Origin of the sequence: Streptomyces sp. GbtcB6 (genome assembly GCF_019091475.1) — a bacterium.
Classification (GTDB): domain Bacteria; phylum Actinomycetota; class Actinomycetes; order Streptomycetales; family Streptomycetaceae; genus Streptomyces; species Streptomyces hyaluromycini.
The window spans coordinates 1-15404 of sequence record NZ_JAGXJL010000018.1; the positions used below are offsets into that span (position 1 = coordinate 1).

Sequence of the window (15404 nt, forward strand, 5' to 3'; positions counted from 1 at the left end):
CATGTTGCCGCCGACCGAGTCACCGGCGACCGCGATCCGGGTGGCGTCCAGGCCCTTGGCGGTGCCCTGCTCGACGATCCACTTCGCGACGGCCCAGTTCTGCTCGATGGCGACCGGGTAGCGGGCTTCGGGGGAGAGGTCGTACTCGGGGAAGACGAGGGCGGCGTTCGCGCCGACGGCGAGTTCGCGGACCAGGCGGTCGTGGGTGTGGGCGTTGCCGAAGACCCAGCCGGCGCCGTGGATGTAGATGATGACCGGCAGGGTGCCGGTGGCGCCGGCCGGCTTGACGACGCGCGCCCGGACGGTACCCGTGGGGCCGCCCTCGACGGTCACCCACTCCTCGTCGATCGCCGGCTTGGCGATCTCGCCGGACTGCACGTCGTCGACGGCCTTGCGGCCGTCCGCCGGGGCGAGGTCGAAGAGGTAGGGCGGGTTGGCGGTGGCCTCGGCGAAGGCCTGGGCGGCGGGCTCCAGCACGGGGCGGGCGGGCGTGGCGTCGGTCATGGCGGTCTCCTCGGTTCGGGTGCCGCGCACAGGGCGGCCGGCGGTCTTCGCCGGGGTGGCGGCACGAGAAGAAGAGTAGCGCGCGATTAAGTCGTGCGCTACTTGTTTTTTGTCGATCTATTTGTGTCCGATATGATCGGGTGCGAAGTGTTTGGGCTCCATAGGGTCGAGAGGACCGGAAAGCTAAGGTGGTGAACGGCTGTGAACACCGCAGGAACCACCGGAACCAGGAGTCGCCCCGTGGACCGCACCGCCGCCGAGCCGGCCGAGGGCTCGCTGCTCCTCGACGACCAGCTCTGCTTCGCGCTGTACGCCGCCTCCCGCGCGGTGACCGCGCGCTACCGGCCGCTCCTGGACGAACTGGGGCTGACCTATCCGCAGTACCTGGTGATGCTCCTCCTCTGGGACCAGGACTCGGTCTCCGTGCGCGAGCTCGGCGCCGCGCTGCAGCTGGAGTCGAGCACGCTCTCCCCGCTGCTGAAACGCCTGGAGGCGAGTGGACTGGTCACCCGGGAACGGCGCCCCGACGACGAACGGTCCGTCGCCGTCCGGCTGACCGAGGACGGCGCCTGGCTCCGGGACCGAGCCCGGTCCGTCCCCGTCGCCATCGGGGACGCCATGGGCCTGACGCCCGAGCAGGACGCCACGGCGAAGCAGTTGCTGCGCCTGCTCACCACGAACGTCTCCGAAGGCTGACTGCCCCTCTCGCCGGGCCCGGCGCCCTACGAGGGCCCGAACCCGTCCCTCGTCCGGCCGCCGTACAGTGCCGGTGATCCTCACCCACCGCACGACGACCAGGAGTCGCGACGATGACGCGAGCGACCGGCAGCCCCGGTGCCCCGATGTACGGCTTCGTCGGGCTCGGGGTGATGGGGCAGCCCATGGCACTCAACCTCGCCCGGTCCGGCACCCCGCTCATCGTGTGGAACCGGACGCCCGGACGTGCGGAGGCGCTGCGGGCGGTCGGGGCGCGGGTGGCGGCGAGCGTCGAGGAGGTCTTCGCCCACGCGCGGGTCGTGATCGTCATGCTGCTCGACGAGACGGTGACGGACACGGTCCTCGGCCGGGGCGGCCCGGAGTTCGCGAAACTGGTCGCCGACCGGGTGGTCCTGTCGATGGGCTCGACGGCACCCGGGTACGCGCGGGGGCTCGCCGCCGACGTCGAGGCCGCCGGCGGCCGCTTCGTCGAGGCGCCGGTCTCCGGGTCGCGCAAGCCGGCCGAGGCGGGCGAACTGGTCGCGATGCTCGGCGGCGCCCCGGACACGGTCGCGGAGGTACGGCCGCTGCTCGCCCCGATGTGCCGGGAGACCGTCTACTGCGGTCCGGCCGGGTCCGGGGTCCTGATGAAGCTGGCCGTCAACCTCTACCTGGACACGACGCTCGCGGCACTGGCCGAGGCCGTGCACTTCGCCCAGCGGCAGGGCCTGGACCTGGAGACCTTCCGCGCCGTCGTCGACTCCGGCCAGCTGGGCAGCGGCATCACCCGGGTCAAGGTCCCGATGCTCGCGGCCCACGACTTCACGGTGCAGGCCGCCACCGCCGACGCCTACGCCAACACCCGGCTCATCGCCGACGCGGCCCGCGCGGCCGGGATCGCCACGCCCATGCTCGACCTCAGCAGCGAGCTCTACGGCGAGAGCGTACGGCTGGGCAACGCCCGCCTCGACATGTCCTCGGTCCTCACCGCCATCGAGGCCCGCACGGACACCGCGCCGCCGACGTCCACCGACTAGGCTCCGGGGCATGCGGATCTCCGTCTCCTCCGACATGGACGAACCCGTCGCCCGCCTCCTCGTCGAGGAGCTGCGCCGCCGCGGCCACGAGGTGCGCACGTACGGCGCGCTGGAACCCGGCGCCGACCCGCAGTGGGCCGTCTCCTCGGAGGCGGCCGCCCGAGACGTCGCCGCCGGCGCCGCGGACCAGGCGGTGGTGTGCTGCTGGACCGGCACCGGCGCCTCGATCGCCGCCAACAAGGTGCCCGGCGTCCGCGCCGCCCTCTGCGCCGACGCCTACACCGCCGACGGCGCCCGCCGCTGGAACGACGCCAACGTCCTCGCCCTCGGCCTGCGCCTGACCTCGCAGCCGGTGCTCAAGGAGATCCTCGACGCCTGGTTCACGGCCACGCCGAGCCAGGACGCCGAGGACCTCGGGAACGTGGCCCACGTCGGGCGGCTCGACGCGGGCCGGGGGTCTGTCCAGGGACTGACCGGAGGGCGGTGCGGTGGGCTGCCCGGGGGTCAGTGAGCGCCGAGCCCGCCACCGCCGAACGAGCCGCTGGAGCCCTGACTCCACCGCGGCCGGTCCTTCGACGCGCTCGGCCTGGTCTGCTGGTTGCTGAGTTCGTACGGGGTGAGCGGACGGCCGCCCTTGGGCATCACCGGGATCTCCTCCGACTCCCGGTTCTCCCGGACCTCGCGCACCGCGCCCTCCGGTGGCAGTTTCGGCTGCTCCTCGGGGCGTGGCCGGGGCGACTCGCGGTACTTGACCCGGTTGCCCAGCCAGAAGCCCCCGGCGAGCATCGCCAGCACGGCCACGGCCACGACGAAGAGCGCGAGACTCAAAAGGCCGCTGGGAGCGGCCAGCTGCATCGGTTCCGTACTCATAGCAAAGGGATACCCCACCCAGAACGGTATGAACCGGACGCACTTGGTGACTGATCGTACACAGCGGGCGACAGCGGGAGGCCGCAGCGAAGGCGGAGGCGGCGGCCGGGGCAGTCGGCCGCGCGTCGTCAGTGCTGATCGTCGCGTACGGAGACCGGGCAGAGGCGGCAGTGCACGTCGACCACGCCCTCCACGGCGCGGGTCAGCCGTTCGGCGACCGGTGCCGGTTCCGGGCTGTCGATCCAGCCGGTCAGGGTGACGACCCCCTCGGTGACCTCGACCCGGATGTGGTCGGCGGAGAGCGGGAACAGGCGGTCGACGACCTGCCGGCGCACCTCCTCGGTCAGTTCCTCGTCCGCACGCAGGAACACCTTCAGCAGGTCCGCCCGGCTGACGATGCCCTTGAGCACGCCCTCGCTGTCGACGACGGGCAGCCGCCTGACCCCGCGCCGGGTCATGATGCGCTCGGCCTCCGCCAGGGTGGCGTCGGCGTGCACGGTCACCGCGGGCGCGTTCATCAGCTCCCCGGCGGTCACCCCGACGGCCTTGGCCACGTCGGCCGGCCGTGCCTGCTCGACGAACCGGCCCGGGGCCCGGTCCCGGAACTCCTCCTTGAACAGCAGGTCGGCCTCGGACACGACGCCGACCACCCTGCCCCCGCCCTCCAGCACGGGGAGGGCACCGACCTTCCACCGGTCCATCAGCGCGACGACGTCCTTGAACGGGGTGTCACGGCCGACGGAGACGGGGTTGCGGGTCATCACGTCGCCGACGGTGTGCGGGCTGCCGTGCATGGTTGCCTCCTCGGATCCCGCCGATCACGAGAGGGCGGGAAGGACGCCATCCACTTCTCGCGGATCCTGATTGCGCGGTGCGCGATCGTGGCCGACCGCTTCTCCGCGTCACTGCGGGTCCTTCCCGTCACCTCCAGCACACCACGGGAACGCCCGCTCCACTAGGGCCGACCGGCCCGGAAATTCACCGGGCCCCGCAAGCGCGGCGGCCGGCGGGCCGTGTCATGCCGCCGGCCGCACTTCTCTGGCGGTGCGGCCGCCGGTCGCGCAGCGTGGAGGAGGGGGCCGGCCGAACGCCCGATGAGAGGTGCAACGCATGGACAGGGATGTCACCGAGCGACGGGTCGTGGTCGGCGTCGACGGGTCGCCGTCCTCCTATGCGGCCCTGCGCTGGGCCCTGCGGTACGCCGGTCTCGTCGACGGCGTGGTGGAGGCGGTCGCCGTGTGGGAGCTGCCGGGGCTGTACGGATGGTCGGGGCCCGCCGTGGACATGGACGTCGACGCGGAGGAGGCCCGGGACCGGATGCGGCAGGAACTGACCGACGTGCTCGGCGCGGACCAGGCGGACTCGGTCCGTTCCCACCTGGTGCACGGCAACACCACCGACGTACTGCTGCGGGCCGCGGAGGGCGCCGAGGCCCTGGTCGTCGGCAGCCGCGGGCGGGGCGGGTTCGCCCGCGCCCTGCTCGGTTCCGTCAGCCAGCAGGTGTCCCAGCACGCCACCTGCCCGGTCGTGATCATCCGCGCGGAACAGGACTGATCCGCGGCCCGTGCGCGCGGTGTTTGCCGGCGCCGCGTGCTGGTTACCCGGGCCGCATGACTTGGACGTCTTCGCAGCAGGACGTGTACCGGTTCCTCGAGGACCGGTTCGCGTGCGCCCAGGCCTGCGCGGAGTGCGCCCGGATGTGCGTGCTGCGGGCCGGCGTGCTGGATCCGGGCGGGACCGCCGCGGCGGAACGGTACCGCCGCACCGGCATCATGTGCGCCGAGGTGTGCGACGCCACCTGCCGGGCGCTGACCGAGGAGACCGGCCAGGACGCGGCCGCTCTGCGCGTCCAGCTGGAGTGGTGCCGTACGGTCTGCCTCGACTGCGCGCGGGCCTTCGACGCCAGGCCCGGCGCCGAGCCGAGCGCGGCCGCCTGCCGGGCGTGCGCCGCGGCCTGCACGGACTTCACGGCGGCGCTCGGCTGACACCGGGGGGCCCGAAAGCTGACACCAGGGGCCCGAAAGCTGACACCGGGAGGCCCGGAACCGGCGATGCCGCCGCCCGGTCCGGCGCGGGCGGCACCGAGGCGCCACCGGCGGTCCCGGACAGCCGATGAGCGACCGGCAGTCCCCGAGCAGCGGACCGGGCCTGCCCCAGGAACGGGGGACTGCCCAGTGATCCACGGCCGGAACTACCGTCGGAGCGCGCGCAGGTGGCCGTTCTCCGGCGGTCGTCGGCCGCCACCTGAGTCGGCCGGGTGCCCGGTGATCACCGCACTCCTTGCCGTGGTCGCGGCGGTGGAGTGGGGAGCCGCGGACCACTGCGGCGCCCGCGCGACCGGCGGGACGATGGTCGCCGACCTCGCGGCATCAGCTGCCGGTCTCCGACGCCCCGCCCACCGGCACCACCCCGTTGAGACGCGCCCTCGCCCAACTCAACCCCGAAGCGGGCGACTTGGCCGGCAACGCGACGGCCCGGTCCGGCGGGAACCGCCGACCCGATGCCTGGCATCGCCGATGCGCATTTCCGCCGCACCGCCGGGCTGCCTAGCGTGACAGCAGTACCGTCCCGTCCCCAGCCTCCCGCGTGCCAGAAAGAGGAGCGCCGCCATGAGCCAGCCGCCCCGCCGGATCGTCACCGGTCACGACGAGACGGGCACCTCCGTGTTCCTCTCCGACGGCGAGCCGCCCGTCATCCGCACCGCTCCGGACGGCGCCGCCTTCTACGAGATGTGGAACACCGACTCCGTACCGGCACCCCTCGCGGCGGACGAGTCCGAGCCCACGGAGCGCGACCTGACCGTGCCGCCGGCCCCCGGCGGTACCAAGATCCGCGTCAACGAGTTCCCGCCGGGCTGCGTCTCCCCGACGCACCGGACCCAGACCGTGGACTACGGCATCGTCCTGGACGGCGAGGTCGTCCTCGTCCTGGACGACTCAGAGCGGGTGCTGCGCGCCGGGGACGTGGTGATCCAGCGCGGCACGGACCACCGCTGGGAGAACCGCACGGACACGGCGGCCCGGATGGCTTTCGTCCTCGTGGACGGTGTCTTCACCGAGCCGTTGCTGAAGGTCCTGGGCCCCGAGGTGCTCGGCTCCCTGCACGGCAGTCCGCTGGCGCCCGGCCTGTCCTGACACCGGTCGCGGTGGGCCGCCGCCATTCCCTATTTCTGGAACACGTTCTACGGTGTGCGCCGTCAGGACCGCCCTTGGGGAGCCTGGAGGCGCCGTGCACCTCGACCACACGCCCGAGCAGCAGCGGCTGCGCACCGAACTGCGCGCCTACTTCGCCGGCCTGGTGCCGGAGAACGCCTACGCCCGCTACGCCGACCCGGCCGCGCAGAAACGCTTCTACCGGGAGACCGTCCGCCGGCTGGGCACCGACGGCTGGCTCGGGGTCGGGTGGCCGAAGGAGTACGGCGGGCGCGGCCTGACCGCGATGGAACAGTTCATCTTCTTCGACGAGGCCGCCCAGGCCGGCGTACCGCTCCCGCTGATGGCGCTGAACACCGTCGGCCCGACGATCATGCGGTACGGCACCGACGAGCAGAAGTCGTACTTCCTGCCCCGCATCCTCTCCGGGGAGATCGACTTCGCCATCGGCTACAGCGAGCCCGACGCCGGCACCGACCTCGCCGCCCTGAAGACGAGGGCCGTGCGGGACGGCGACGAGTACGTCGTCAACGGGCAGAAGATCTGGACCACGAACGGCGACACGGCCGACTGGGTCTGGCTCGCCACCCGCACCGACCCCGGGGCCCCGCCCCACAAGGGCATCACCATGCTCCTGGTGCCGACCACCGACCCCGGCTACTCCTGCACCGTCATCAACACCCTCGCCTCGCACGACACCACGGCCAGCTACTACGAGAACATCCGCGTCCCCGTCTCCCGCCGGGTCGGCGAGGAGAACCACGGCTGGCGGCTGATCACCAACCAGCTCAACCACGAGCGCGTCACCCTCGCCGCCCACGGCACCATGGCCATCCGCGCCCTGCACGACGTGCAGCACTGGGCCATGGAGACCAAGCTCGCCGACGGCCGCCGGGTGATCGACCTGCCCTGGGTCCGCCGCCGCCTCGCGCAGACCCACGCCCGCCTGGACGCCATGAAGCTCCTCAACTGGCAGATGGTGACCGCCGTCCAGGAGGGCACCCTCACCCCGCAGGACGCCTCCGCCGTCAAGGTCTACGGCTCCGAGGCACGCCGCGACGCCTACGCCCGGCTGATGGAGGTCGCCGGCGCGGCCGGACCGCTCAAGGAGGGCTCGGCGGGCGCGGTCCTGCACGGCGACCTGGAACGCGGCTACCGCTCGGCGGTCATCTTCACCTTCGGCGGCGGCAACAACGAGATCCAGCGGGAGATCATCTCGTGGATCGGACTGGGGATGCCACGGGTACGGCGTTAGCCTGCCGGTATGGACGGTGATGCCGGGCTCTTCACCCCCGACTCCGTGACCTGGCACCTGCACGGTGACCCCGTCATGTGGATCGCCGGTATCCGGGCGCTCTACCTCCAGGCACTGCACCCGCGCGCGGTGCGCGGCGTCATGGAGAACTCCGACTTCCGCAGCGACGCCTGGGGCCGCCTGATGCGGACCGCGAAGTACGTGCGCACCACCATCTACGGCACCACCGAGGAGGCCGAGCGGGCCGGGGCCCGGGTGCGGAAGATCCACAGCATGCTGGGCGCCACCGACCCCGACACCGGCGAACGGTACGGCGTGGACGAACCCGGCCTGCTGCTGTGGGTGCACTGCGCCGAGATCGACTCGTACCTGCACGTCGCCCGCCGCTCCGGCATCCCGCTCACCGACGCACAGGCCGACCGGTACATCGCCGAACAACGCGCCCGCGCCCGCCTGGTGGGCCTCGACGCGGACGCGGACGCGGACGCCGACGCCGTACCCGGCGACCGGGCGGCGCTGGCCGCGTACTTCGAGTCCGTACGGCCGGTACTCGCCGTCGGAGCCGACGCACGCGCGGTGGACGAGTTCCTGCTCCGCCCGTCCACGCACCCCCTCCTGATACCGGCGCGCGAGGTGCTGTGGCGGCGCGTGGCCCACCTCGCGTACGCCTCTCTGCCGCCGTACGCCCACGCGCTGTACGGCAGACCGGCCCCGGATCCCGCCGTCGTCACCCGCCGACTGCGCGCCACCGGCACCCTGCTGCGCTGTGTTCCCGCACGTCTGCGCTGGCAACTCCCGCCGAAACACATCCTGGACGCCATCGCGAGGCTCGGCCCGGACGCACGCCCTGCACCGTACAAAGTCGGGCGATAGACAGCCATACTGGGCGAGCAGGGGGGCGTCACGGACCGCGACGGGGGGCGACGGCGCGCGATGGCTGACAGCAGGCTGGTCCAGGGGAGGTACCGGCTGCTCGACCTGATCGGGCGGGGCGGGATGGGCGAGGTGTGGCGGGCCCGCGACGAGTCACTGGGCCGGCAGGTCGCCGTGAAGTGCCTCAAACCGCTCGGCCCGCACCACGACCAGGCGTTCACCCGCGTCCTGCGGGAGCGGTTCCGGCGCGAGGCGAGAATGGCCGCCGGGCTCTCGCACCGCGGGGTCACCGTCGTCCACGACTTCGGCGAGCACGACGGCATCCTCTACCTGGTGATGGAACTGCTGGACGGCCGCAACCTCAGCCAGCTCATGGAAGACAACAAACACCACCCGCTGCCCGTCGGCGACGTCGTCGACATCGCCGAACAGGTCGCCGCCGCCCTCGCCTACACCCACCAGCAGGGCATCGTGCACCGGGACCTGAAACCGGCGAACATCATGCGGCTCACCGACGGCACCGCGAAACTCTGCGACTTCGGCATCGCCCGCCTCGGCCACGACATCGGCTTCACCTCCCGCCTCACCGGCACCGGCATCGCCATGGGCACCCCGCACTACATGTCCCCGGAGCAGATCGGCGGCACCGAGGTGGACCAGCGCAGCGACCTGTACTCACTGGGCTGCGTGCTCTACGAGATCGCCACCGGGGCACCGCCGTTCGACCTCGAGGACGCCTGGGCGATCCTCGTCGGCCACCGCGACACCCCGCCCGCCCCGCCGCGCAGCCACCGCCCCGAGCTTCCCGGCTGGTTCGAGAAGGTCGTCCTCGACCTGCTGGCCAAACGGCCGGAGCAACGACCGTACGACGCCCGGGAGCTGGGCCGCCGGATCACCTCCGGACGGACGACACCCACGTACGTCCCGACCGTCGTCACCGCGCAGCCCCGGTTCCGGCCCCCCGAACCGGCCGCCCGCGAGCCCCGGCTGCCGTCCTGGACCCGGGGCATGACCACCGGACACAAGGCGACCGGCGCCGCCCTGCGCACCACCCCGCCCGACCCCGGGGCCGGACTCACCGGCGAGTGGATCGCCCGCCCGGTCACCGGCGTCGCGGAACCGCTCCCGGCGGTCCCCGCCCCCTCCCCGGAGGCCCTCGCCGCCCTCGCCGGCCGGCACAACGCCGGGCTCAGCCTGGGACGGCTCGGCCGCTGGGCCGAGGCGGGCGAGGTGCACCGCGCCGTCGCCGCCGAACGCACCCACCTCCTCGGCCCCGACCACCCCGACACCCTCGCCAGCCGCTACGAGATCGCCTTCACCCTCAGCCGCACCGGCCGCGCCGCCGACGCGCTGCGCGAGTACACCGAGGTCGCCGCCGCCCGGGAGCGCGTGCTGGGCGCCGACCACCCGGACACCCTCGCCGCCCGCCAGGAAACGGCCTACGTGCTGGGCCAGTTGGGCCGCCACTTCGACGCCCACCAGGTGTACACGGCGGTCCTCGCCGCCCGGCAGCGGCTGACCGGCCCCGACCACCCGGACACCCTGCGCTGCCGCCACAACCTCGCCTTCAACCTCAGCAGGCTGGGCCGCCTCGAGGACTCGTACCGGATGGCCCACGACGTGGCCGCGGCCCGCGCCCGGGTGCTCGGCCCGCAGCACCCCGACACCCTGGTCACCCGCTACGAAGTCGCCTACGCGCTCGGTCAGTTGGGCCGCTGGGAGGAGGCCCTGCAGACCTACCGAGAGGTCGCCGACGCCCGCGCCGGCGCCCTCGGCCCCGACCACCCCGACACCCTCGCCGCCCGCTACGAGGTCGGCATCAGCCTCGGCCGCCTGGGCCGCAGCGCCGACGCGCTCACCCTCTACCGCGCCCTGATCGACGACCGCACCCGCGTCCAGGGTCCCGCCCATCCCGAGACCCTGCGCGCCCGCCACGGACTCGGCGTCAACCTCGGCCGCCTCGGCCGCTGGGAGGAGGCCCTGGCGGAATCACGTGACGTGTGCGCCATCCGCGAGCGGATCCTCGGCGCGGACCACCTCGACACCCTGGTCAGCCGCCGCGAGGTGGCGGTGAGCCTGGGGTGGCTGGGCCGGTGGGCGGACGCGCTGGCCGAGTACCGGCGCGTCGCCGCCGCCAGGGAACGCGTCCTCGGCTCCGACCACCCGGACACCCTGGCCAGCCGCAACGACGAGGCGCACTGTCTGGAGCAGTTGGGGCGGGGAGCCGAGGCGGTGGAGCTGTACCGGAGGGTGGCGGTCCTCCGCCAACAGCGCGCATCGGGCGGACGGCTCTGAAACGCGCCCCACAACGCGCCCCAAAGGGGCGCGGGGAACTGCGCGACCAGCCACACACGACCCGCAGACGCGACCCGCAGACGCCCCGCACACCGAAAGCGGCCCCTCCCCAGCGGAGCGCCCGGCATGGCTCTTACCTACCTAGATCATCATGTGTTACGAAGAACCATGCCCGCTGCCACCGAACCCGCCCGCGCCTACGACGTGATCATCGTCGGCGGCGGCCACAACGGCCTCGTCGCGGCCGCCTACCTCGCCCGGGCCGGCCGCACCGTACTGGTGCTGGAGCGGCTCGGCCGCACCGGCGGCGCCGCCGTCTCCACCCGCCCCTTCGCCGGTGTCGACGCGCGGCTGTCCCGCTACTCCTACCTGGTCAGCCTGCTGCCCAGGAAGATCGTCCGCGACCTCGGCCTGGACTTCCGCGTCCGCGGCCGGACCGTCTCCTCGTACACGCCCGTGGAACGCGACGGGCGGCCGACCGGACTGCTGGTCGGCGGCGGCGAGCGGCGGATCCGCGAGGCGTTCGAGCGGCTGACCGGGGGCAAGACGGAGTACCAGGCCTGGCGGCGGTTCTACGCCATGACCGGCAAGGTCGCCGAACGCGTCTTCCCGACGCTCACCGAACCGCTGCCCGCGCGCGAGGAACTGCGCCGCCGCATCGACGACGAGGCGGCCTGGCGGGCGCTGTTCGAGGAGCCGATCGGGGTGGCGATCGAGGAGAACTTCACGGACGACCTGGTGCGCGGGGTCGTCCTCACGGACGCGCTGATCGGCACCTTCGCCGACGCCCACGACGCCTCGCTGCGCCAGAACCGCTGCTTCCTCTACCACGTCATCGGCGGCGGCACCGGCGCCTGGGACGTGCCGGTCGGCGGCATGGGCGCCCTCACCGACGCGCTGGCCGCCGCCGCGCGCTCGGCGGGCGCGGTCCTCGCCACCGGGCACGAGGCGGTACGGATCGAGACGGACGGCAGGGCCGCCGAGGTCGCCTACCGCACCGCCGACGGGGAGGGCGTCGCCGCCGCCCGGCACGTCCTGGTGGGCGCCTCCCCGCAGGAGCTCGCCGCCCTCACCGGCGACCCGGCCCCGGAGCCCGCCGAGGGCGCCCAGCTCAAGGTCAACATGCTGCTCAAGCGGCTGCCCAGGCTGCGCGACACCGCCGTCGACCCGCGCGAGGCGTTCTCCGGCACCTTCCACATCGCCGAGGGCTACGGGCAACTGGCCACCGCCCACGCCCAGGCGGCGGCCGGCCGGCTCCCCGCCGCCCCGCCCTCGGAGATCTACTGCCACTCCCTGACCGACCCCACCATCCTCGGCCGTGACCTGGCCGAACGCGGCTACCAGACGCTCACCCTCTTCGGTCTGCACACCCCGGCCCGGCTCTTCACCGCCGACAACGACGCCGTACGCGACGAACTCCTCAAGGCCACCCTCGCCCAGCTCGACACCCACCTCGCGGAGCCGATCACCGACTGCCTGGCCCTGGACGCCGACGGCCGCCCCTGCATCGAGGCGAAGACCCCCCTGGACCTCGAACGCGACCTCCGCCTCCCCGGCGGCAACATCTTCCACCGCGACCTCTCCTGGCCCTACGCCCAGGACGGCACCGGCCGCTGGGGCGTGGAGACCCGGCACGCCAACGTCCTGCTGTGCGGGGCGGGCGCGGTGCGCGGCGGAGGGGTGAGCGGGGTGCCGGGGCACAACGCGGCGATGGCGCTGCTGGAACAGCGGGACGACTGACCCCGGGCGTCAGCGCATGTGCACCCCGCCGTTGATGTCGAACGTGGCACCGGTGACGTATCCGGCTTCCGCCACCGCGGGCGTCTCGACGGCCGCGGGCGCGACCGCGTCGACGATCGCCCTGTACGGCGCCAGCTCGTGCTGTCACGTGATCGTCGGAGACATTGCCGGTTGGGGCCGGACGGAGGGCCGAAAGGGTGCGGGCGCCGGACGAGGGCGTGCGGAGAGGACCGGCTGGGAATCGGTCGGGGAATCTGACGGAGCATCAGAAAACCTCTTCCGTCGGCCGCACGACTGCGGCATCCTGCGCCCATGCAGACGGAGCTGAGCAAGACCCTGGGAGTCGAGCACGCCGTCTTCGGCTTCACGCCGTTTCCCGCCGTGGCCGCGGCCATCAGCCGGGCCGGCGGCTTCGGAGTGCTCGGCGCGGTCCGCTACACCGCCCCCGACGACCTCAAACGCGACCTCGACTGGATCGAGGCACATGTCGACGGGAAGCCGTACGGGCTCGATGTCGTCATGCCCGCCAAGAAGGTGGAGGGCGTCACCGAGGCCGAGGTCGAGGCGATGATCCCGGAGGGGCACCGGCAGTTCGTCAAGGACACCCTCGCCAAGTACGGCGTGCCCGAGCTGGCCGAGGGGGAGGCGTCCGGCTGGCGCATCACCGGATGGATGGAACAGGTCGCCCGGACCCAGCTCGACGTCGCCTTCGACTACCCGATCCGGCTGCTGGCCAACGCCCTCGGCTCCCCGCCCGCCGACGTCGTCGACCGCGCCCACGAACAGGACGTGCTCGTCGCCGCGCTCGCCGGCAGCGCCCGGCACGCCGTGAAGCACCGGGACGCGGGCATCGACATCGTCGTGGCCCAGGGCTACGAGGCCGGCGGCCACACCGGCGAGATCGCCACCATGGTGCTCACCCCCGAGGTCGTCGACGCCGTCGCCCCGCTGCCCGTACTGGCGGCCGGCGGAATCGGCAGCGGGCAGCAGGTGGCCGCCGCCCTCAGCCTCGGCGCTCAGGGAGTGTGGCTGGGCTCCATGTGGCTGACCACCACAGAAGCCGACCTCTCCTCTCCCGCCGTGACCCGCAAACTGCTCGCCGCCGGCTCCGGCGACACCGTCCGCTCCCGCGCCCTGACCGGCAAACCGGCCCGCCAGCTGCGCACCGAGTGGACCGACGCCTGGGACGACCCGAGCGGCCCCGGCACCCTGCCCATGCCCCTCCAGGGCCTGCTCGTCGCCGAGGCCCTCACCCGCATCCAGAAGTACGAGGTCGCGCCCCTGCTCGGCACCCCCGTGGGCCAGATCGTCGGCCGGATGACCAGCGAGCGCAGCGTCCAGGCCGTCTTCGACGACCTCACCCGGGGCTTCGAACAGGCCGTCGACCGCATCAACCGCATCGCCGGAAGGAGCGGCACGTGACCAGTACGCCCCCCGCCGGATTCTGGGCCCAGGCCACCCGGGACCCCGACCGCACGGTCCTCGTCGCACCCGACGGAGAGGAATGGACCGCAGGCCGTCTGCACACGGCCACCAACCGGCTCGTCCACGGACTCCGGGCCGCGGGCCTGGAACGCGGGGACGCCTTCGCGGTCGTCCTGCCCAACGGGCCCGAGTTCCTCACCGCCTACCTGGCCGCCACCCAGGCCGGCCTCTACCTCGTCCCGGTCAACCACCACTTCGTCGCCCCGGAGATCGCCTGGATCGTCGCCGACTCCGGCGCCAAGGTGCTCCTCACCCACGAGCGGTTCGCCGGCCCGGCCCGCCATGCCGCCGACGAGGCCGGCCTCCCGGCCACCCACCGGTACGCGGTCGGCGCGGTCGAGGGCTTCCGGCCCTACGCCGAACTCCTCGACGGACAGCCGGAGTCGGCACCCGCGGACCGCGAACTGGGCTGGGTCATGAACTACACCTCGGGTACGACGGGCCGCCCCCGCGGCATCCGCCGCCCGCTGCCCGGCAGACTCCCCGAAGAGGCCTACCTCGGCGGCTTCCTCGGCATCTTCGGCATCCGCCCCTTCGACGACAACGCCCACCTGGTCTGCTCGCCGCTGTACCACACGGCGGTGCTCCAGTTCGCGGGCGCGTCCCTCCACATAGGCCACCGTCTGGTCCTCATGGACAAGTGGACCCCCGAGGAGATGCTCCGCCTGATCGACACACACAGGTGCACCCACACCCATATGGTCCCGACCCAGTTCCACCGCCTGCTCGCCCTCCCCGAGGATGTGCGCGCACGCTATGACGTCTCCTCCATGCGGCACGCCATCCACGGCGCCGCCCCCTGCCCGGACCACGTCAAGCGCGCCATGCTCGACTGGTGGGGCCCGAGCGTGGAGGAGTACTACGCGGCCAGTGAGGGCGGCGGCGCCTTCGCCACCGCCGAGGACTGGCTGAAGAAACCCGGCACGGTCGGCAAGGCCTGGCCCATCAGCGAACTCGCGGTCTTCGACGACGACGGCAACCGGCTGCCGCCCGGCGAACTCGGCACCGTCTACATGAAGATGAACACCGGCGGCTTCGCCTACCACAAGGACGAGGCCAAGACGAAGAAGAACCGCATCGGCGACTTCTTCACCGTCGGCGACCTCGGCTACCTGGACGAGGACGGCTACCTGTTCCTCCGCGACCGCAAGATAGACATGATCATCTCGGGCGGGGTCAACATCTACCCCGCCGAGATCGAGTCCGTGCTCCTCTCCCACCCTGCCGTCGCCGACGCCGCCGCCTTCGGCATCCCGCACGACGACTGGGGGGAGGAGGTCAAGGCCGTCGTCGAACCCGCCCCCGGACAGGAGCCGGGCCCGGAACTCGCCGCCGCCCTGCTCGCCCACTGCGCCGGACAACTCGCCGGCTACAAGTGCCCCAAGACCGTCGACTTCATCGCCGAGATGCCCCGCGACCCCAACGGCAAGCTGTACAAGCGGCGGCTGCGGGACCCGTACTGGGAGGGGCGCACCCGGCCGGTGTGACCAGGGCCCG

General features: G+C 72.9%; 15 protein-coding genes. 12 read left to right on the forward strand and 3 right to left on the reverse strand.

The genetic code is table 11. The annotated features are described in order from the left end of the window. Window positions 1-504, reverse strand: a 504-nt coding sequence (locus KVT45_RS28165; protein WP_217551908.1) for an alpha/beta hydrolase, incomplete at its 3' end; no start/stop codon positions are given. Between the two features lie 240 nt (window positions 505-744). Between KVT45_RS28165 and KVT45_RS28170 the strand changes: the two genes are divergently transcribed. The 3 genes from KVT45_RS28170 (at window position 745) to KVT45_RS28180 (ending at window position 2748) form a co-directional block, all read left to right on the forward strand. Next, complete coding sequence (locus KVT45_RS28170) at window positions 745-1200, forward strand: MarR family winged helix-turn-helix transcriptional regulator (protein ID WP_217551909.1); 456 nt, start codon at window positions 745-747, stop codon at window positions 1198-1200. A 113-nt stretch (window positions 1201-1313) separates the two neighbouring features. Then, window positions 1314-2237, forward strand: a complete 924-nt coding sequence (locus tag KVT45_RS28175; protein ID WP_254647470.1) for an NAD(P)-dependent oxidoreductase — start codon at window positions 1314-1316, stop codon at window positions 2235-2237. Between the two features lie 10 nt (window positions 2238-2247). Continuing rightward, window positions 2248-2748 (forward strand): RpiB/LacA/LacB family sugar-phosphate isomerase, encoded by a 501-nt coding sequence (locus KVT45_RS28180; RefSeq protein ID WP_217551910.1) that lies wholly within the window; start codon window positions 2248-2250, stop codon window positions 2746-2748. Here the strand turns inward: KVT45_RS28180 and KVT45_RS28185 are convergent. Beyond that, window positions 2742-3107, reverse strand: coding sequence for a DUF6479 family protein (locus KVT45_RS28185; RefSeq protein WP_217551911.1), 366 nt, complete (start codon window positions 3105-3107; stop codon window positions 2742-2744). The genes KVT45_RS28180 and KVT45_RS28185 overlap by 7 nt on opposite strands. Before the next feature lie 128 nt (window positions 3108-3235). Next, window positions 3236-3901 carry a CBS domain-containing protein gene (locus KVT45_RS28190; protein WP_217551912.1) on the reverse strand — a complete coding sequence of 222 codons (666 nt, stop codon included), beginning with the start codon at window positions 3899-3901 and terminating at the stop codon, window positions 3236-3238. 316 nt (window positions 3902-4217) lie between these two features. Between KVT45_RS28190 and KVT45_RS28195 the strand changes: the two genes are divergently transcribed. From KVT45_RS28195 to KVT45_RS28235, 9 genes are all read left to right on the forward strand, one after another. Continuing rightward, window positions 4218-4661 (forward strand): universal stress protein, encoded by a 444-nt coding sequence (locus KVT45_RS28195; RefSeq protein WP_217551913.1) that lies wholly within the window; start codon window positions 4218-4220, stop codon window positions 4659-4661. Window positions 4662-4717: 56 nt separating this feature from the next. Next, entirely contained in the window at window positions 4718-5092 is a 375-nt protein-coding gene (locus KVT45_RS28200) for a ferredoxin (protein ID WP_217551914.1), read from the forward strand. Window positions 5093-5716: 624 nt separating this feature from the next. Continuing rightward, a complete protein-coding gene (locus tag KVT45_RS28205) occupies window positions 5717-6241 on the forward strand; it encodes a cupin domain-containing protein (protein ID WP_217551915.1) in 525 nt (174 codons plus the stop codon). Window positions 6242-6335: 94 nt separating this feature from the next. Beyond that, window positions 6336-7514: an acyl-CoA dehydrogenase family protein gene (locus KVT45_RS28210; protein ID WP_217551916.1), complete on the forward strand. Its 1179-nt coding sequence runs from the start codon at window positions 6336-6338 to the stop codon at window positions 7512-7514. A 9-nt stretch (window positions 7515-7523) separates the two neighbouring features. Beyond that, a complete protein-coding gene (locus KVT45_RS28215) occupies window positions 7524-8387 on the forward strand; it encodes an oxygenase MpaB family protein (protein ID WP_217551917.1) in 864 nt (287 codons plus the stop codon). A 60-nt stretch (window positions 8388-8447) separates the two neighbouring features. Further along, window positions 8448-10682, forward strand: a complete 2235-nt coding sequence (locus KVT45_RS28220; RefSeq protein ID WP_217551918.1) for a serine/threonine-protein kinase — start codon at window positions 8448-8450, stop codon at window positions 10680-10682. 168 nt (window positions 10683-10850) lie between these two features. After that, window positions 10851-12422: an NAD(P)/FAD-dependent oxidoreductase gene (locus KVT45_RS28225; RefSeq protein ID WP_217551919.1), complete on the forward strand. Its 1572-nt coding sequence runs from the start codon at window positions 10851-10853 to the stop codon at window positions 12420-12422. 312 nt (window positions 12423-12734) lie between these two features. After that, window positions 12735-13844 (forward strand): nitronate monooxygenase family protein, encoded by a 1110-nt coding sequence (locus tag KVT45_RS28230; RefSeq protein ID WP_217551920.1) that lies wholly within the window; start codon window positions 12735-12737, stop codon window positions 13842-13844. After that, window positions 13841-15394 (forward strand): acyl-CoA synthetase, encoded by a 1554-nt coding sequence (locus KVT45_RS28235; RefSeq protein ID WP_217551921.1) that lies wholly within the window; start codon window positions 13841-13843, stop codon window positions 15392-15394. Before KVT45_RS28230 ends, KVT45_RS28235 begins: the two co-directional genes overlap by 4 nt. Window positions 15395-15404: the final 10 nt, after the last annotated feature.

Excerpts from the sequence above, each read along its gene's own strand:
- KVT45_RS28175 (WP_254647470.1), top strand. The coding sequence starts at position 1,314 with ATGACGCGAGCGACCGGCAGCCCCGGTGCCCCGATGTACGGCTTCGTC.
- KVT45_RS28180 (WP_217551910.1), top strand. The coding sequence starts at position 2,248 with ATGCGGATCTCCGTCTCCTCCGACATGGACGAACCCGTCGCCCGCCTC.
- KVT45_RS28185 (WP_217551911.1), bottom strand. The coding sequence starts at position 3,107 with ATGAGTACGGAACCGATGCAGCTGGCCGCTCCCAGCGGCCTTTTGAGT.
- KVT45_RS28190 (WP_217551912.1), bottom strand. The coding sequence starts at position 3,901 with ATGCACGGCAGCCCGCACACCGTCGGCGACGTGATGACCCGCAACCCC.
- KVT45_RS28195 (WP_217551913.1), top strand. The coding sequence starts at position 4,218 with ATGGACAGGGATGTCACCGAGCGACGGGTCGTGGTCGGCGTCGACGGG.
- KVT45_RS28200 (WP_217551914.1), top strand. The coding sequence starts at position 4,718 with ATGACTTGGACGTCTTCGCAGCAGGACGTGTACCGGTTCCTCGAGGAC.
- KVT45_RS28205 (WP_217551915.1), top strand. The coding sequence starts at position 5,717 with ATGAGCCAGCCGCCCCGCCGGATCGTCACCGGTCACGACGAGACGGGC.
- KVT45_RS28215 (WP_217551917.1), top strand. The coding sequence starts at position 7,524 with ATGGACGGTGATGCCGGGCTCTTCACCCCCGACTCCGTGACCTGGCAC.
- KVT45_RS28220 (WP_217551918.1), top strand. The coding sequence starts at position 8,448 with ATGGCTGACAGCAGGCTGGTCCAGGGGAGGTACCGGCTGCTCGACCTG.
- KVT45_RS28225 (WP_217551919.1), top strand. The coding sequence starts at position 10,851 with ATGCCCGCTGCCACCGAACCCGCCCGCGCCTACGACGTGATCATCGTC.
- KVT45_RS28230 (WP_217551920.1), top strand. The coding sequence starts at position 12,735 with ATGCAGACGGAGCTGAGCAAGACCCTGGGAGTCGAGCACGCCGTCTTC.